The 20,277-nt window shown below is 71.9% G+C and carries 1 protein-coding gene; it reads right to left on the bottom strand.

What is annotated here, in order from left to right; translation table 11 throughout:
* Positions 1-28 precede the first annotated feature (28 nt).
* Positions 29-20,206, bottom strand: coding sequence for a non-ribosomal peptide synthase/polyketide synthase (locus tag D7Y04_RS09120; RefSeq protein WP_158627470.1), 20,178 nt, complete (start codon positions 20,204-20,206; stop codon positions 29-31).
* Positions 20,207-20,277 lie beyond the last annotated feature (71 nt).

Below are 20,277 nucleotides of genomic sequence, written 5' to 3'. Positions count from 1 at the left end.
CACCCGGGCCGCCGGCACTGGGCCGGGACTACCCGACCCGCTGGAACGAGTCCCCGGATCGGGCCCGCTCCAGCAAGGCCGTGAGGCGCTCGGCCAACGCCTCCACGTGCGGCATGGCGATGAGGGTGAAGTGGTCGCCCGGCACTTCGAGCACCTCCACCCCGCCCCGCGCCACCCTGCCCCAGCCCAGGTCCGCCTCCAGGTCCGGAGGCGCCTCGGCGGCCCGCAGCAGCACCAGTGAGCCGCTATAGGACCCGGGCACGAAGGCCCGAGCAGCCCGCCGGTTTCGCGCGAACACCCGCCACAGCCCGCGCAGCTCCTCGCACGCCTCCTCCTCGAGGCCCGGGATGACGGGGGCCGGCCCCTCCAGCAGGGAGCGCAGCTCCACCGCGTCCACCTGCTGGAGCACTTCGGCCGCGCGCGGGTGCACGCCCGACAGCTTCGACAGGTGGTCCGCGAACTCGAGCACGCCCTGCCACTCCTCCTCGGCCGGGCCCTCGTCCTGGCTGCTCGCGTCGATGACGACCAGCATCCCCACCTGCTCGCCCAGGGCCTCGAGCTGCCGCGCCATCTCGTACGCGACGCGTCCGCCCAGCGACCAGCCGCCCAGCAGGTACGGCCCTTCCGGCTGCACCTCGCGCACGGCCTCCAGGTAGCGGGTGGCCATCTCCTCCACCGTCTCGCCACCTCCGCTCGCCGGCACCTGCAACCCGTAGAAGGGCTGCTCCGGCGGCAGGCGCCGCGCCAGCTCCAGGTAGCCGAGCACGCTGCCACCCACCGGGTGCACGCAGAAGAAGGGACGCGACTCACCGCCCTTGCGCAGCGTCACCAGCGGCGAGTCCGACGACGTGCCCGCCTCGATGCGCGCCGCCAGTCCTTCCAGCGTCGGCGCCTCGAAGAGGTCGATGACCGCGAGCTGGACGTCGAACAGCGCCCGCACGCGCGCCACCACCTGCGTGGCCAGCAGCGAGTGGCCGCCCAGGTCGAAGAAGTCATCGTGCACGCTCACGCGCGGCACGTTGAGCAGCTCCCGCCAGAGCACCGCCAGCCGTTCCTCCGTCGGCGTGCGCGGAGCGGTGTAGGACGTCTCCGTCCGCACGCGCGACGGCGCCGGGAGCGCCTTGCGGTCCACCTTGCCATTGGACGTCAGCGGCAGCGCTTCCAGCACCACGAAGGCCGACGGGACCATGTAGTCCGGCAGCCGGGCCGCCAGGTGGTCGCGCAGCCCCGCTTCCTCCAGGGTGACGCCCGGCTTCGCCACCGCGTACGCCACCAGCTGCTTTCCGCTGGCCTCGTCGCGCGCCACCACCACGCACTCGCCCACGCCGGCATGCTGTGCCAGCACCGCCTCCACCTCGCCCAGCTCCACGCGGTAGCCGCGAATCTTGAGCTGGTGGTCCACGCGGCCGAGGAACTCGATGCGGCCGTCCTCCAGCCACCGCACCCGGTCTCCGGTGCGGTAGAGCCTGGCGCCGGCCACGTTGCTGAAGCCGTCTGGCAGGAAGCGCTCCGCCGTCAGGTCCGGCCGGCCCAGGTAGCCGCGGCCGACACTCTCGCCGCCGACGAACAGCTCGCCCGGCACGCCCGGGGGCACCGGCTGGCCATACCCGTCCAGCACGTACACCCGCACGTTGCCCAGGGGCTTGCCCAGCGGCACCGTCTGCGCCCCTGGCACGCGCACGCCGCGCTCCACCTTCTGCGCGAGCACGCCCACCGTCGTCTCCGTGGGGCCGTAGTGGTTGAACACCTCGCACTCCGGCGCGAGCGCGTGCACCCGCTCCACCAGCGTCCACTCCGACTTGTCGCCGCCCAGCACCAACCGCTTGCGAGGCAGCAGCGCCTGGGCGGCCTCGTCCGCCAGCAGCGCCTCCAGGTGCGTCGGGACGATCTTCAAGCCCTCCACCTGGTGCTCGCGCCCGTACGCCGTCATCAGCGCCGAGTCCGAGACGGTCTGCCGGTCCACCAGGTGCACCGCCCCGCCCGCGCACAGCGTGGGGAAGAGCGCGGTGTGCCCCAGGTCCGCCGCCAGCGTGGACACCGACGCGAAGCTCATCTCGCGCGGCAGGTCCAGCCTGCGGCTCACGCCCGCCACGTAGCAGGCGAGCTGGCCGTGTTCGATGCACACGCCCTTGGGCTGCCCCGTGCTTCCCGACGTGTAGATGACGTAGGCCACGTTGCCCGGCACCGCGCCGCTGACCGGCGCCTCCTCCGGCTGGGACTCCAAGAGCCCGTCCCCGGCGTCCAGGCTGACCAGGAACTCGCCCTGCGACGGCAGCTCGTTGGCCAGCGCCTCTTCGGTGACGATGACCTGCACCCGCGCGTCGTTGAGGACGTGCCGCACGCGCTCGCTCATGTGCGCGTGCGCCGGGTCCAGGGCCACGTAGGCGCCGCCGGCCTTGAGGATGCCCAGCATGCCCACCAGCGCGTGCGCCCGCCGCTCCACGAACAGGCCCACCCGCGTCTCCGGCCCCACGCCCAGCGCCTTCAGCCAGTGCGCCAGCTGGTTGGCCTTGAGCTCCAGCTCCGCGTAGGTGAGCCGCTCGTCACCAGCCACCACCGCCACCGCGTCCGGCACGCGCGCCGCCTGCGCGGAGATGAGCTCGTGGATGCACCGCCGCTCGTACGGCGCCGCGGTGTCGTTCCAATCCACCAGCACGCGCTTGCGCTCCTCCTCGGACAGCAGGGGGAGCTGGGACAGCCGCAGGGCGCCGCCCTTCTGGGCCACCACGCCCTCCAGCAGCCGCTGGAAGCGCCGCGCCAGGAGCGCGATGGTGGGCTCGTCGAAGAGGTCCATGCTGTACATCCAGGTGATGACCAGCCCGTCGGGCCGGGGGTTCACCAGCACCGTCAGGTCCAGCTTCGCGGTGGCCGGGTCGCCACCCTCCGCGCTCACCTTGAGCCCGGGCAGCTCCAGCGCCGACACGGGCATGTTCTGGAGCACGAACTTCACCTGGAACAGCGGCGCGTGCGCCGTGGTGCGGTCCGGGTTGATGGCGCGCACCACCTCCTCGAAGGGGAGGTCCTGGTGCGCGTACGCGTCCATCGACACCTGCTTCGCCTGCGCCAGCAGCTCGGTGAAGGTCGGGTCGCCCTCCATTCGCAGGCGCAGCACGAGCTGGTTGATGAAGAAGCCAATGAGCGACTCGGTCTCCGCGTGGTTGCGGTTGGCCACGTCCGTGCCCACCACCAGGTCGGTCTGCCCGCTGTAGCGGTGCAGCAGGGACTGGAAGCCCGCCATCAGGACCATGAAGAGGGTGGCGCCCTCGCGCTGGCCCAGCGCCTCCAGGTTGCCGGCGAGGCGCGCGTCCATCATCGACACGTGCGTTCCGCCCCGGTAGCTGCGCGCCGCGGGCCGCGGACGGTCCGCCGGCAGCTCCAGCGAGGAGGGCGCGCCCTCCAGCTGCTTCCGCCAGTAGCCGAGCTGCGTCTCCAGGGTTTCTTCCCGCAGCCACTGCCGCTGCCACGCCGCGTAGTCCGCGTACTGCAGCGTCAGCTCCGGCAGGGGCGAGGGCTGGCCGTCGCGGTAGGCCCCGTAGAGCGACACCACCTCGCGCACCAGCACGCCCATGGACCAGCCGTCCGAGACGATGTGGTGCATCGTCAGGAGCAGCAGGTGCGACTCCTCGCTCAGCCACAGCAGCGTGGCGCGCACCAGCGGGCCGCGCGCCAGGTCGAACGGCCGGCGCGCCTCCTCCTCCTGGAGCCGCTGCGCCTGCGCGTCGCGCTGCGCTTCCGGAAGCTCGCGCAGGTCCATCCGGGACAGCGGCGGCATCGCCTGGGGCCACACCACCTGGGCCGGACCGTCCTCGCCGTCGTGGAACGTGGTGCGCAGGGACTCATGGCGGCGCACCACCTCCTGGAAGGCGCGATCCAGCGCCTCGGCGTTCAGCGCGCCCTCGACCCGGACCGCGATGGGGATGTTGTAGAAGGGCATCCCCGGCTCCAGCTGATCCAGGAACCAGAGCCGCTGCTGCGCGAAGGACATGGGCATGCGCTCCCGCCGCGGCATGGGCCGCAGGGGGAAGGCGTCGGCCCCGCTCGCGTGTCCGGCGAGGGCGTCCACGCGCGCGGCCTGCTCGGCCAGGGTGCGGGCCTCGAAGACGACGCGCAGGGGCAGCTCCACCTGGAAGCCGTTGCGGATGCGCGACAGCAGCTGGGTGGCCACCAGCGAGTGGCCGCCCAGGTCGAAGAAGCTGTCGTGCACGCTGACGCGCTCCACGCCGAGCAGCTCGCTCCAGATGGCGGCGAGCCGCCGCTCCGTGTCGGTGGACGGCCCGACGAAGTCCTCCTCGGCGCGCAGCGTCTCCGGCACCGGCAGCGCCTGCTTGTCCACCTTGCCGCTGGAGCTCAGCGGCAGCGTGGGCAGCGCGACGAACGCGGAGGGGACCATGTACTCGGGCAGCCGCGCCTGGAGGAAGCCGCGCAGCTCGGCCGCGGTGAGCGAGTCCTCCCCGACGTGGTAGGCCACCATCCGCATCAGGCCCGGCGCGTCCTCGCGCACCAGCACCACTGCTTCGCGCACCCCGGGGTGCTTGAGCAGCACGGCCTCCACTTCGCCCAGCTCCACGCGGTAGCCGCGCAGCTTCACCTGGTTGTCGAGCCGTCCCAGGAACTCGATGGAGCCCTCGGGCAGCCAGCGCACCAGGTCACCGGTGCGGTACAGCCGGGCGCCGGGGGCACCGAGGAACGGATCCGGCACGAAGCGGTCCGCCGTCAGCTCGGGACGGCCGAGGTAGCCGCGGCCCACGCCCGCGCCGCCGATGTACAGCTCGCCGGGCAGCCCCGTGGGGACGGGCTCCAGGTGCGCATCCAGCACGTACACCTGGGCGTTGGTGATGGGCTGGCCGATGGTGGGCCGGGCCGCGTCCACGTCCGCGCTGAAGGTGGCGCAGATGGTGGTCTCCGTGGGGCCGTAGGCGTTGATGAACCGCCGGCCGGGCTTCCAGCGCGCCACCACTTCCGGCGTGCAGGCCTCGCCCGCCGCGGCCACCACCTTCAGGGCCGGCAGCTCGTCGGGCGACAGCTGGGCCAGCACCGACGGCGTGAGCGTCACGGTGGTGATGGCGTGCTCGGCGAGCAGCGTCTTCAGGGACGTGCCGGGCATCAGGTCCTCCCGGCGTGCCAGGGACAGCCGGGCGCCGGACACCAGCGTCGGGAAGATTTCCCAGACGGACGCGTCGAAGCCGGAGGAGAAGAACTGCAGCACCCGCTTCCCGGGGCCCAGCTCCAGGGCCTCGATGCAGGCCAGGGTGGTGTTGGTCAGCCCGCGGTGCTCCAGCAGCACGCCCTTGGGGGTGCCCGTGGAGCCGGAGGTGAAGATGACATAGGCGAGGTGGCTGTCCTTGGCGCCTCCCTCCAGGTCATGGTCCGGGTAGCGCTCCACGCGATCCCAGTCCAGGTCCAGGCACAGGGTGTGGGCGGCACGGTGGCTGAGCTGATCCGCCAGCGACTCCTGCGTCAGCAGCAGCGGCGTGCGGGCCTCGTCGGCGATGAGCTCGAGCCGGTCCTCGGGCAGGGCGGGATCCAGCGGGACGTAGGCGGCGCCGGACTTGAGGATGCCGAGCACACCCACCAGCAGCTCCAGCGAGCGGTCGACGTAGAGGCCCACGAGGACGTCGGGCAGCACGCCGCGCGCGCGCAGGTAGTGCGCGAGCTGGTTCGCGCGGCCGTTGAGCTCCGCGTAGGTGAGTTCCTGGCCATCGAAGGTGACGGCGATGGCGTCCGGGGTGCGGCGCACCTGGGCCTCGAAGAGGCGGTGGACGGGCTCGGACGCGACGGGACGGGCGGTGTCGTTCCACGCGCGCAGCAGCTGATGCCGCTCGGCCGGAGCGAGCATCGGCAGCGTGGCCAGGGGCCGCGTGGGCGACTCCACCAGCGCCTCGACGAGCGCCCGCAGGTGGCTGCTCATGCGGGCGATGGTGGCCGGTTCGAACAGGTCGGTGGCGTACGAGATGGCGCCGGAGAAGCCGTCGGGCGAGTCGACGAGCGACAGCGTCAGGTCGAACTGGGTGGTGGAGTCCTCCAGCGCCAGCGGCCGCAGGGTGAGGCCCGGCAGGACGTGGGCCAGGGACTCCTCGGGGTTGAGGACGAACCACGCCTGGAACAGCGGATTGCGGCTGAGGTCGCGCTCGGGACGCAGCTCGTCCACGAGCCGCTCGAAGGGCACGTCCTGGTGGGCGTGGGCGCCGAGCGTCACCTCGCGCACGCGGGCGAGCAGCTCCTGGAACGTGAGCGGGCCCGGCATGCGGGTGCGCAGCACCAGGGTGTTGATGAAGAAGCCGATGACGCCCTCCAGCTCGAGCTGGCCACGGCCGGCGCCGGGCGAGCCCACGCTGATGTCGTCCTGGCCCGAGTAGCGGTACAGCAGGGCCTGGAAGGCGGCGAGCATCACCATGAAGGGCGTGGCGCCCTCGCGCTGGCCGAGTGCCTTGAGCCGTTCCACCAGCTCGCGCGGCAGCGACACCGGGTGGCTCGCGCCACGGGAGGACTGCGCGGCCGGACGGGGCTTGTCCGTGGGCAGCTCCAGGGCGGGCGGAGCGCCGTCGAGCTGGGCCCTCCACCAGGAGAGCTGCGACTCCAGGGCCTCGCCCTGGAGCCACGCGCGCTGCCACACCGCGTAGTCGGCGTACTGCATGGACAGCGGAGGCAGCGGGGCCTCGTGGCCCCGGCGATGGGCGTCGTACAGCGCGGTGAGGTCGCGGACGAGGACCTGGGTGGACCAGCCGTCGAAGACGATGTGGTGCACGGTGAGCACCAACACGTGGGTGTGCTCACCCAGCCGCAGCAGGAGGGTGCGCAGCAGCGGGCTCCGGCCCAGGTCGAAGGGCCGCTGGGCCTCTCGCGTGGCCTGGCGCAGTGCCTCGGCCTCGCGCTCGGCGTCGGGGATGGGGCGCAGGTCGACGAGCTCCAGGACCGGCTCCGCCTCCGAGGCGATGACCTGCCAGACCTCCCCGGCCTCTCCCCGGAAGGAGGTGCGCAGGGACTCGTGGCGCTGCTGCAGCCCGTGGAGCGCGTGCCGCAGGGCGGCCACGTCGAGCGCCCCTTCCAGCCGGAAGACGGCCGGGATGTTGTAGCGCGAGCCGCCCGGAGCGAGCTGCTCCAGGAACCACAGCCGCTGCTGGGCGAAGGACAGGGGCAGCGGGCCCGAGCGATCCGCGCGGACCAGCGGTGGCGCCTGCGTCGTCGGCGCCATCGCGCTGCGCTGGAGGAGCGAGGCCAACTCCGCCACCGTGGGCGCGTCGAAGAGGGCCTTGAGGGGCAACTCCACCTTCAGCGCCTCTCGGATGCGGGAGATGGCACGGGTGGCGAGGAGTGAGTGCCCGCCCAGCTCGAAGAAGCTGTCGTGCACGCCCACGCGCTCCGCGCCCAGCACCTGCGTCCACACGTCCGCCAGCGACTTCTCCGCGTCCGTGCGCGGCGCCACGTACTCTCGCGCCCGTTCCAGCAGCGCGCCCTCCGGCTCCGGCAGGGCCTTGCGGTCCACCTTGCCGTTCGACGTCAGCGGCAGCGCCTCCAGCGTCACGAACGCCGAGGGCACCATGTACTCGGGCAGTCGGCTCTTGAGTGCGCGACGCAGCTCACCCACGTCGAGCGAATCGGGGCCATGGCCGACGACGTAGGCGACGAGACGCTTGTCGCCCGCGCCCTGGCCCTTGGCCACCACCACCGCTTCCTTCACCGCAGGGTGCGCTCGCAGCGCTCCCTCCACTTCGCCCAGCTCGATTCGGAAGCCCCGCACCTTCACCTGCGTGTCCGCACGGCCCAGGAACTCCAGCGTCCCGTCCGCACGCCACCGCGCCAGGTCTCCCGTCCGGTACATCCGCTCTCCGGCCAGGCCTCCGTGCACGTCCGGCACGAAGCGCTCCGCCGTCAGCTCCGCGCTTCCCAGGTAGCCTCGCGCCACGCCCTCGCCGGCTGCGTACAGCTCGCCTGCAACGCCCACCGGTACCGGATTCAGCGCCGCGTCCAGCACGTACACGCGCGTGTTGCCAATCGGCTGGCCAATGGCCACCACTTCGCCCACCTGACTGCCTTCCGTCATCCGGTGGCAGCTGGTGAATAGGGTGTTCTCCGTCGGGCCGTAGCACGCCGTCACCGGCACCTTCAGCTCTTCCACCACCCGACGCACGTGCGGCGCCGACACCACGTCTCCGCCCGTCAGCAACTGCTTGAGGCCGCGCAGCACCTCCACGTCCGCGTCCACCACCTGCGCGAAGAGGCCCGCCGTCAGGTGCAGCGTCGTCACGCCCTGCCCCTTCACCACCCGCTTCAACTCTTCCACGTCTCCCACCGGGCCCGGCGGGTACACCACCAGCCTTGCCCCATTCAGCAGGCTGCCCCATACCTCCAGCGTCGAGGCGTCAAACGACACCGGCGCAATCAGCAGCAGCGTCTCTTCAGGGCCCAGGTGCGCGTACTTCGTCCCCTTCACCGTGCGCAGCACGCCCCGCTGCTCCGTGCACACGCCCTTCGGCTTGCCCGTGCTTCCAGAGGTGAAGTCGATGTACGCCAGGTTGCGTCCACTCACTCCACTCCTCGGCGCGTGCTTCGGCTGCTGGGCCAGCGTCTCCGCCATTTCCTCCAGCAGCACGCACTCCACGCCCTGCACCGGCAGCTTCTCCGCCAGCGCCCGCCGCGTCACCACCACTCGCGGCCTCACCTCCGACACCATCTGCTCAAGCCGCGACTGGGGGTAGTCCGCCTCCAGCGGCACGTACGCGCCTCCGGACTTCGCGATGCCCACCAGCGCCACCACCAGCTCCACCGAGCGCTCCAGGCACAACCCCACCCGCTCCTCGGCTCCTACGCCCTTGCTTCTCAGCAAGTGCGCCAGCTGGTTGGCTCGCTCATCGAGCTGCCGGTACGTCAGCTTCTCTTCTCCGCACTCCACCGCCACCGCGTCCGGCCTCTGCGCCACCTGACGCTCGAACTCCTCCGCGATGCTGCTTTCGCGCGCGTACTCCTGCTCCGTCGCGTTCCATCCCTTCAGCACCTGCTGGCGCTCCGCCTCCGTCAGCAGCGGCACCTCGGAGAGCCGCTTGCTGGCGCTCGCCACCAACTCCAGCAGCGCCACCTTCCACTGATTCAGCAGCACATCCATCCCGCGCTGCTCGAAGCGCGGGGTCTCGTAGACCAGCTTCAGCCGTAGCTGGGAGCCGGGCATCGCGGACAACGTGAGCGCGTAGTTCGTCCGCTCCTTCGAGCGGACATCCCGCACGTCCCAACGGCTCGCACGGCCCTTCAGCGACTCATCGACAGGGTAGTTCTCGAAGATCAACAAGCTGTCGAAGAGCGGCTGGCCGCGAGGCACGTTGCTCCAGCCCTGCACCTGCACCAGCGGGCTCTGCTCGAACTGCTGCTGCTCGGCCTGCTGCTTCTGGAGCCCCTTCAGCCACTCCGCCACTCCTCCGTCATCGGGCAGCTGCACCCGGACCGGGAGCGTGTTGATGAAGAGGCCGACCATGCCTTCGACACCGTCGAGCTCGGCCGGGCGGCCCGCCACCGTGGCGCCGAAGACGACTTCGCCTTCGCCCGCGTGCCGTCCCAGCACCAATGCCCAGGCGCCCTGCACCAGGGTGTTCACCGTCACCTGCTGCCGCTGCGCGAAGCCCTGCACCGCCGACGTCTCCTCCTCCGTCAGCTGCAGCGTCACCTCGTCCTGGTTGTTCGTGCCGCCCTTCGCCCCACGCGCTTCCAGCGGCAGCCGCGTCGGCGCGCTCACGCCCTTCAGCGCCTCACGCCAGTACGCCTCCGCCTTCTTCGTGTCCTGCTTCGCAAGCCACCCGATGTACTCGCGGTACGCAGGGCGCGTCCTGCCTCGCACGTCGCCGCCCGTGACGAGCGCCTCGTACGTCGTGAAGACCTCCTCCAGCACCAGACCGAGGCTCCACCCGTCCAGCAGCAGGTGGTGGTGGCTCCACACGCACCGCCACCCCTCCTCGCCCAGCTTCATCACCGCCATGCGCATCAGCGGCGCCTGGCCCAATTCGAAGCCCTGGCGGGCGTCTTCCTTCAGGTACTCGTCCAGCGCGTGCTGCTGCGCCTCGCGGCCCAGGCTGCTCCAGTCACGCTCTTCCCACGGCAGCTGCACCGTGCGCTGCACCACTTGCAGCGGCTCCTCCAGCCCTTCCCAGAGGAAGCGCGTGCGCAGGATGGACAGCCGCTCCACCACCGTCTGCCACGCCTGCTTCAGTGCCTCCACCTTCAGCCCGCCGCGCACTTCCCACGCGAGCTGCTCCACGTACACGCCGCTGCCGCCTTCCAGCAGCGAGTGGAAGAGCAGACCCTGCTGCAACGGAGAGAGCGGATAGACGTCCTCTACGCCCTCGCCCCGGCCCAGCACCTTCTCCAACTGCTGCGCGCTGGCCTTCACCAGCGGGAAATCCACCGGCGTCCACAGCCCTGCTTCGGACTCCGTCCGCTGCCGCAGCAACTGACGCAACTCCTGGGCGTAGTGCCGCGCCAGCTCTTCCACGCTCTCGCGCCGGTGCAGCTCTCGGCCGTAGTCGATGGCCACTTCCAAGCGGCCGCCCACCACCAGTCCGTTGACGCCCAACACGTGCGCGCGCTTCTCGCCCTTCGCCTGCGCCTCGCCCGCCTTCTCCTTCGCCGGCGCGAAGTACTTCGACTGCGCCGCCGTCGCGTCCACCTGGCCCAGGTAGTTGAAGACGACTTCCGCCTTCGGCAGCGCGCGCAGCTTCTTCTGACTCTCGTCACTGCCCAGGTACTTCAGCAGCCCGAAGCCCAGGCCCTTTCCAGGCACCCGCCGCACCGTCTCCTTCACCGCCCTCACCCACGCGCCCGCGCCTTCCGCCTTCGGCGCCTCCACCACCACCGGGTACACGCTGGTGAACCAACCCACCGTGCGCGACACCTCCAGCCCCACTTCCTCCTCGCGCCCGTGGCCCTCCAGCTCCACCCGCACCTGCTCCAGCCCTCTCCACTTCTTCAGCGCCGCCGCCAGTCCCGCCAGCAGCACTTCATCCACTCGCGCCCGGTACGCACCGGGCACCTCGCGCAGCAGCGCCGCCGTCTCCTCGCGGCTCAACTCCAGACGGACCTCTCCCTCCAGGCCTGTCTCGTTGCGGCCGCCCGCCTCGTCCACTGGCAGCGACGGCACCTGCGCGGCGCCCTGGGCCTCCCAGTACGCAACCTCCCCTTCCACCTGCCCCGCGTACTCCTTCAGCCTCTTGGCCCACTGCTGGTACGAGGCGCTCTTCGGCCCCAACTCCACCTGCTCGCACGCCCGCTCCACGTCCTCCACCAACACCCGCCACGACACCCCATCCACCACCAGGTGGTGCACCACCACCAGCAGCCGCCGGCCCTTCTCTCCCAGCTCGAAGAGCACCGCCTTCACCAGCGGGCCCTTCTCCAAGTCCAGGCTGCCCTGCACCCGCGTCGCCACCTGCTCCAGCTCCGTGGCCACGTCCTGCGCCCCGCGCAGGTCCACCTGCTCCAGCTTCAGCGCACCCGCTTCTTCCACGCTCGCGTTGCGCTGCTTCCACTCGCCGTCCACTCGCTCGAAGCGCATCCGCAGCGCGTCGTGGTGCTTCACCACCTCATTCAGCGCCCTCTCCAGCACCGCCGCGTCCAGCGCGCGCGAGACTTCCAGCAGCAGCGACTGGTTGAAGTGGTGCGGCTGACTCCGCTCCTGCTCGAAGAACGCCTGCTGCACAGGCGTCAGCTCCACCGGGCCTTCCACCGGGCCCTGCGCGGCCACCACCTGCGCGGCCTTCACCACCTGCGCCAGCGCCTCCACCGTCTGCTTCTGGAAGAGCTGCTTCGGCGTCACCTCCAGGCCCGCCCTCTTCGCGCGGGACACCACCTGCAGGCTCAGGATGGAGTCACCACCCAGCTCGAAGAAGTTGTCCTGCACGCCCACGCGGTCCAGCCCCAGCACCTGGGCCCAGACCTCCGCAAGCGTCTTCTCCACCTCCGTGCGCGGCGCCACGTACTGACGCGCCAGCTCCGGACGAACGCCTTCCGGCTCGGGCAGGGCCTTGCGATCCACCTTGCCGTTCGACGTCAGCGGCAGCGCCTCCAGCGGCACGAAGATCGCGGGGACCATGTACTCCGGCACCCGGCTCTGGAGCGCGCGGCGCAGCTCCCCTACATCCAGAAGCTCGGGGCCATGACCGACGACGTAGGCGACGAGGCGCTTGTCTCCGGCGCCCTGGCCCTTGGCCACCACCACTGCTTCTTTCACCGCCGGGTGCGCTCGCAGCGCTCCTTCCACTTCGCCCAGCTCGATTCGGAAGCCACGCACCTTCACCTGCGTGTCCGCACGGCCCAGGAACTCCAGCGTCCCGTCCGCGCGCCACCGCGCCAGGTCTCCCGTCCGGTACATCCGCTCCCCGGCCACGCCGCCGTGCACGTCCGGGATGAAGCGCTCCGCCGTCAGCTCCGCGCTTCCCAGGTAGCCGCGCGCCACGCCCTCTCCGGCTGCGTACAGCTCTCCGGCCACTCCCACCGGCACCGGACTCAGCGCCGCGTCCAGCACGTACACGCGCGTGTTACCAATCGGCTGGCCGATGGCCACCACCTCACCCACCTGACTGCCTTCCGTCATCCGGTGGCAGCTGGTGAAGAGCGTGTTCTCCGTCGGGCCGTAGCACGCCGTCACCGGCACCTTCAGCTCTTCCACCACCCGACGCACGTGCGGCGCCGACACCACGTCTCCGCCCGTCAGCAGCTGCTTGAGGCCGCGCAGCACCTCCACGTCCGCGTCCACCACCTGCGCGAAGAGGCCCGCCGTCAGGTGCAGCGTCGTCACGCCCTTCCCCTTCACCACCCGCTTCAACTCCTCCACGTCTCCCACCGGGCCCGGCGGGTACACCACCAGCCGCGCCCCATTCAGCAGGCTGCCCCACACCTCCAGCGTCGAAGCGTCGAACGACACCGGGGCTATCAGCAGCAGCGTCTCTTCGGGGCCCAGCTGCGCGTACTTCGTCCCCTTCACCGTGCGCAGCACTCCGCGCTGCTCCGTGCACACGCCCTTGGGCTTGCCCGTGCTTCCCGACGTGAAGTCGATGTACGCCAGGTTGCGTCCACCCACTCCACTCTTCGGCGCGTGCTTCGGCTGCTGCGCAAGCGTCTCCGCAACTTCCTCCAGCAGCACGCACTCCACGCCCTGCACCGGCAGCTTCTCCGCCAGCGCCCGCCGCGTCACCACCACTCGCGGCCTCACCTCCGACACCATCTGCTCAAGCCGCGACTGGGGGTAGTCCGCTTCCAGCGGCACGTACGCGCCTCCGGACTTCGCGATGCCCACCAGCGCCACCACCAGCTCCACCGAGCGCTCCAGGCACAGCCCCACCCGCTCCTCGGCTCCAACGCCCTTGCTCCTCAGCAAGTGCGCCAGCTGGTTGGCTCGCTCATCGAGCTGCCGGTAACTCAGCTTCTCTTCCCCGCACTCCACCGCCACGGCGTCCGGCCGCTGCGCCACCTGCCGCGAGAACTCCTCCGCGATGCTGCTCTCTCGCGCGTACTCCTGCGCCGTCGCGTTCCAGCCCTTCAGCACCTGCTGACGCTCCGCCTCCGTCAGCAGCGTCACCTCGGACAACTTGCGCTCCGGCGCCGCGACCGCAGCCTCCAGCAGCACGCGCAGGTGCCCCAGCATCCGCTGCACCGTCGCCGCCTCGAACAGGTCCGTGCTGTATTCCAGCGTCCCCTGGAACCCCTCCGCCGTGTCCGCGAGGGAGAGCGTGAAGTCGAAGCGGGAGGTGCCGACATCCACGTCGCGCAGGCGCGCGCTCAGCCCTGGCAGGTTCAGCTCGGCCTGCAGGTCCTGCTGGAGGATGAGCATCACCTGGAACAGCGGCGAGTACCCCAGCCGCCGCTCGGGCTGGAGCGCCTGCACCAGCCGCTCGAAGGGCACCTGCTGGTGCGCGAACGCGCCCAGGGTCGTCTCGCGCACCTGTCCCAGCAGTGTCCGGAAGGACGCCTCGGACTCCAGCTTCGTGCGCAGCACCAGCGTGTTGATGAACACGCCGATCAGCTCCTCCACCTCCGCGCCGTGGCGCCCCGCCACCGGCGTGCCCACGCTCACGTCCTGCTGTCCCGAGTACCGCGACAGCAGCACCTGGAGCCCCGCCAGCAGCACCATGAAGGGCGTGACGCCCTCCGCACGGGCCAGCGACTTCAGCGCGCCGGAGAGCTCCCGGGTCAACTGGACCGGCAGCAGCGCGCCGCGGAAGCCCTGCACCGCCGTGCGGGGCCTGTCGGTGGGAAGGTCCAGCACGGGAGGCGCCCCCACCAGTTGCTCGCGCCACCAGGCCACCTGCGCGTCCAGCACCTCGCCCCGGAGCCACTCCCGCTGCCACAGTGCATGATCCGCGTACTGCACCGGGAGCAGTGGCAGCACGGGGGCACGTCCCTCGACGAGGGCCCCATAGGCCTGCACCACCTCGCGCACCAGCACCCGCAGCGACCAGCCATCCGAGATGATGTGGTGGAGCGTCAGCAGCAGCACGTGCTCATGCGCCCCGAGCCGCAGCAGCGTGGCGCGCATCAGCGGCCCGCGCGTGAGCTCGAACGGACGGCGGGCCTCCTCACGGGAGCGCCGGAGGGCCTCGTCCTCGCGCGCGGCCGCATCCCCGCCCTGGACCTCCACCACCTCCAACAGCGGGCCGTCCGGCACGGGCGAGATGACCTGGACGGGTCCTCCCTCCTGCTCACTGAAGCGCGTCCGAAGGGCCTCGTGACGCCGGAGCACCTCGCGGAGCGCCTCCTCGATGGCGGCCACGTCGAGGGCGCCGTCGAGCCACACGGCGCCGGGAACGTTGTACGCCGGGTTGCCCGGCTCCATCTGGTCCAGGAACCACAGCCGCTGCTGCGCGAACGACAGCGGCGCCGTCTCGCCGCGAGCCACGGGCCGCACCGGGGGCAGCACCGAGGCCAGCCCGCCTCCCGCCGCGGCCTGGAGTCGCTCCGCCAGGCCGGCCACCGTCGGGGCCGAGAACACGTCCCGCAGCGGCACCTCCACGCCGAACGACGCGCGCACCGCGGCCACCAGCCGGGCCGCCAGCAGCGAGTGCCCGCCCAGCTCGAAGAAGTCATCGTGGAGGCCCACCCGCTCCACCTGCAGCAGGCGCACCCAGAGTCCCGCCACCCGCTCCTCGGTGGGCGTGCGCGGCGCGACGAAGGTCTCGCGGCGCGGCTCCAGCCCCCGGCCCTCCGGCGCGGGCAGCGCCTTGCGGTCCACCTTGCCGTTGGGCGTCAGCGGCAGCGCAGCAAGCACCACGAAGGCCGAGGGCACCATGTACTCCGGCAGCCCGCGCCGCAGGTGCTCGCGCAGCGAGCTGACGTCCAGCGTGTGTCCCGGGCGGGGCACGGCATACGCCACCAGCCTCCGGTCCCCGGGCGAATCCTCGCGGGCGGACACCACCGCGGCCAGGACGCCAGGGTGCCGCGCGAGGACGGCCTCCACTTCGCCCAATTCGATGCGGAAGCCGCGCACCTTCACCTGGAAGTCCACGCGGCCCAGGAACTCCAGCGTCCCGTCCGCCCTCCACCGCGCCAGGTCTCCCGTCCGGTACAGCCGCGCCCCCGGCCTGCCGCTGAACGGATCCGGAATGAAGCGCTCCGCCGACAGCTCCGGGCGTCCGCGGTAGCCGCGCACCACGCCCTCGCCGCCGATGTACAGCTCTCCTGCCACGCCTCCCGGTACCGGGCGCAGGTGCGCGTCCAGCACGTACAGCTCCGTGTTGGCCAGGGGCCTGCCAATCGGCACCGGCGACTCCGCCGCCCCCACCGTGTGCGTGGAGGACCAGACGGTGGTCTCCGTCGGGCCATACATGTTGAGCAGCCGCCGGGGCAGCCGCCTCGCCAGCGATGCCGCCAGCGCCGGAGGAAGGGCCTCACCGCCCACCATCAGGCAGCGCAGCGTGCCCAGCACGTCCTCGGCTCCGGGCTCCAGCAGCAGCGCCCGCGCCAGCGACGGCGTGCCCTGCAGGTGCGTCACCGAGTGCTGGCGCACCTCCGCCAGCACCGAGGCCGCGCCCACCTCGTCCCCGTGCACCACCACCTGGAACCCGCGCGCCAGCGTCCACAGCAGCTCCAGCACGGAGATGTCGAAGGAGACGCTGGTGACGGCCAGCCACACCGGCCGAGGCCCCACCGGCACGCGCTCGTCCATGCCGGCGAAGAAGTTGGCCACGTTGCGCTGCACCACCTGCACGCCCTTGGGGCGCCCCGTGCTGCCCGACGTGTACAGCACATACGCCAGGTGCTCCGGGCCCGCGCCGTCGCCGGGCCCGTGCTCGGACGCCTCGCCGAGCGACTCCGGCGCGTCCACCAGGACCGGGCGCACGCCGTCCGCGCCCAGCGTCCCGGCCAGCGACGCCTGCGTCAGCAGCAGGCGCGCCCCCGAGTCCTCCAACATGTACGCCAGCCGCTCCGCCGGGTAGTTGGGGTCCAGCGGCAGGTACGCGCCTCCCGCCTTGAGGATGCCCAGCATCCCCACCACCAGCTCCACCGAGCGGCGCACGCACAGGCCCACCACGACCTCGGGCCCCACGCCCTCCGCGCGCAGCCGCGACGCCAGCGCGTTCGCCCGGCGGTGCAGCGCGCGGTACGTGAGGCGCTCCGTGCCAGACACCAGCGCCACCGCGTCCGGCGTGCGCGCAGCCTGCGCCTCCAGCAGCGCCGCGAGCCCCGCATCCTCGTAGGGCCGGCGCGTGGCGTTCCACTCCCCCAGCACCCGCCGCCGCTCGTCCTCCGACAGCAGCGGCAGCTGGGAAACCGCCCGCGAGGGCTCCGCCACGGCGCCCGTCAGCAGCGTCTCCAGGTTCGACACCAGCCGCGCGGCGGTGGAGGCCTGGAAGAGGTCGGTGCTGTACTCCAGCGTCCCTTCCAGCGCGCCCTGGACCTGGTGCAGCGACAGCGTCAGGTCGTACTGCGCCGTGCCGGTGTCCACGTCCTCCAGGCGCGCCTCCACGCCGGGCAGCGCGGGCGACACCGCCGAGGCCGGCTGCAGGATGAGCATGGCCTGGAAGAGCGGCGAGTGGCTGCGCGAGCGCGCTGGCTGAAGGGCCTGCACCAGCAGCTCGAAGGGCACGTCCTGGTGCGCATAGGCGCCCAGGGTCACCTCGCGCACGCGCGCCAGCAGATCCCGGAAGGACTTCTGTCCCTCCACCCGCGTGCGCAGCACGAGCGCGTTGATGCACACGCCCACCATCCCCTCCAGCTCCGCGTGCGTCCGGCCCGCCACCGGCGTACCCACGCACACGTCCTCCTGGCCGGAGTAACGGTGCAACACCGCCTGGAAGGCGGCCAGCAACACCATGAAGGGCGTCACACCCTCCCGCACGGCCAACTCGCGCACGGCCCGGGTGAGCTCCGCGGACAGACGCACGGGCCGCTTCGCGCCCCGGTAGGACTGCACAGGCGGCCGGGGCGCGTCCCCCAGCAGCTCCAGCACCGGCGGCGCGCCCGCGAGCTGCTTGCGCCACCACGCGAGCTGGGACTCCAGCACGTCGCCCTTCAGCCACTCCCTATGCCAGACCGTGTAGTCCACGTACCGCACGGGGAGCGTCGGCAGCGCGGCGTCCCGGCCCTCGCGAAGCGCGGCGTAGAGCGCGCCCACCTCGCGCACGAGCACGCCCAGGGACCAGCCGTCGGCCACCAGGTGGTGCACCACCAGCAGCAGCACGTGCTCCCGCTCTCCGGTGCGCAACAGGAGCGCACGCAGCAGCGGGCCGTGCGTCAGGTCAAAAGGGCGGCACGCCTCCTCCCGCAGGCGCCGGTGCATCTCCGCCTCGCGCCGGGCCGCGGGCACGTCCGTCAGGTCCTCCACTCGCGGCGTCACGTCCAGGTGGGCGAGGACGCGCTGCACGGGCACGCCGTCCCGCTCGTCCACCGTGGTGCGCAGGGCCTCGTGGCGCCGCACCAGCGCACCCAGGGCTCCCGACAGGGCCGCCACGTCCAGCTCGCCGGTGAGGCGCACGGCCGCGGGGATGTGGTGCAGCGGGCTGCCCGGCTCCAACTGGTGGAGGAACCACAGGCGCTGCTGCGCGAAGGACAGCGGCACCGCGTCCTCGAGCGACGTCCGGGTGGGCGCGCCCCGGTGGGCCCCCTCCTGCTTCGCGCAGATGCGGCGGGCCAGCTCGGACAGGCTGGGGCCCTGCAGGAGCACCTCCATGGGCAACGCCACGCCCAGGCCGGTCTCCACCTCGTTCGCGAGCTCGACGGCGGCCAGCGAGTCCAACCCGTGGCGGGTGATGGGCTCGTCGAGCCGGAGCGACTCGGGGCGCAGGTGCAGCCGCGCCGCCAGCCGCGAGACCAGCCACGCCTCCACCGCCTCCAGCCGACTCGGAGCGCCGGCCCCGCCCTCGGCGCGCGCCGTCCCACCGCCCGACCCGGAGGACGGTGGCGAGGACGTCCCGGACGACGACCCACTCGACGGACCACCGGAAACACCACCACCGGAAGGACCACCCTCCGGGGGACCCTCCTCCTCCCAGGACAGCACGACGCGCAGCGAACCCTCCAGATAGGCCGCGCGGGTGGCGCGGCGCTGCACCTTGCCGCTGGACGTCTTCGACAGACTGCCCGGCTCGATGAGCACCACCGCGTGGGGCCGCACCTCGTGCCCCTCGGCCAGCCGCTGGCGGATGGCGCCCAGGGCGACCTCGCCCGCCTCGAACTGCTGGCGCAGGTTCGCGTAGCGGCGCAGGTCCACCTCCTGGACCAGGACGAGCCGCTCCTGACCGCCCACCTCCACGGCGAAGGCCGCGCCACAGCCGGGCCGCAGCGCCGGGTGGCTCGACTCCGCGGTCAGCTCCAGGTCCTGCGGGTAGTGATTGCGCCCGCGCAGGATGATGAGGTCCTTCATGCGGCCGGTGACGAAGAGCTCACCGTCCGCGTCGAGGAAGCCCAGGTCACCGGTGCGCAGGAAGGGGCCACGCCCGTCCGCCAGCCGACCCTGGAAGGACGCCTCGGACTCCTCGGGCCGCCGCCAGTACCCGCGCGCGACGCTCTGTCCCGACACCCAGACCTCTCCCACCACGCCCGGGGGACACGGCTCGCGCAGCTCCGGGTGCACCACCCGCAGCTCCTGATCCTCCAGGGACTTGCCGCAGCCCACCAGCGTGCGCGCCTCCGTGCTCGCGGACGGGGACTCGGCCCGGCCCAGCTCCAGCGCCTTGCGATCCAGCGTGCGCAGCACCGGCACGTGGCCCTTCGTCGCGCCGGAGGCGATGAGCGTCCCTTCCGCCAGCCCGTAGCACGTGTAGAACGCCTCCCGGCGGAAGCCGCTCGGCCCGAACGCCTCCGCGAAGCGATCCAGCGCCTCCGCGCGGATGGGCTCCGCGCCGCAGAACGCCACCTCCCAACGGCTCAGGTCCAGCTGGCGCCGCTGCTCCTCCGACACCTTGCGCACGCACAGGTCGAAGGCGAAGTTGGGCCCTCCACTGATGGTGCCCCGGGTGCGCGACAGCGCCTCCAGCCACCGGAAGGGGTTCTTGAGGAACGTCATCGGCGACATCAGCGTGCACGCGAAGCCGGCGTACAGCGGCTGGAGGATGCCGCCGATGAGCCCCATGTCGTGGTACGGCGGCAGCCAGATGACGCCCGCGCTGTCGGCGCGCACCTGGAAGGCCCCGGAGATGAGCCTCAGGTTGTGCAACAGATTGCCGTGGCTCAGCATCACCCCGCGCGGCGTGCCCGTGGAGCCAGAGGTGTACTGGAGGAACGCCAGCGACTCCGGATCCGCCTCCGTGCCCCGCCAACCTGCCTCCCCGCCTTCCGGCAGTTCGTCCGTGGCCACCCAGCGCAGCGCCGCCAGGTCCGGCGCGAACTCGAAGAGGGCCTCCTTCATCGACAGCACGAAGGACGTGGTGAGCACCACCGTCGCCTGCGCGTCCTGGATGATGGCCCTCAGCCGCGGCAGCGTCCGCTCCAGCCGCATCGGATCCGGCGGGTAGGCCGGCACCGCCACCACCCCCGCGTACAGACACCCGAAGAAGCCCGCCACGTACTCCAGCCCCGGCGGATACAGCAGCACCGCGCGCTCACCGGCGGGCGTGGACTCCTGGAGCGCCACCGCGATACGTCGCGCCCGCGCATCCAGCCCGCGATACGTCAGCTCCGCGTCCGGGCCGTCTTCTTCCAGGAAGGAGTAGAGGCGCTCGTCGGGCTTCGTCTCCGCCCGCCCCAACAACAACTCCACCAACGTGCCGCCACGCGGGGTAAGCCCAGCACCCATACCCATCCTCAGAGATGTATGTTTCCCGGTTGCACCGCAGTTTTTACAGAGAGCCCACAATGCACGGAATG

It is taken from the genome of Corallococcus sp. AB038B, from assembly GCF_003668955.1.
Taxonomy (GTDB): Bacteria; Myxococcota; Myxococcia; order Myxococcales; family Myxococcaceae; genus Corallococcus; species Corallococcus exiguus.
This window is presented reverse-complemented; position numbering and strand designations above follow the sequence as displayed.

What these genes read in the sequence shown, in the direction of transcription:
- D7Y04_RS09120 (WP_158627470.1), bottom strand. Translation starts at nt 20,206, where the DNA reads ATGGGTGCTGGGCTTACCCCGCGTGGCGGCACGTTGGTGGAGTTGTTG.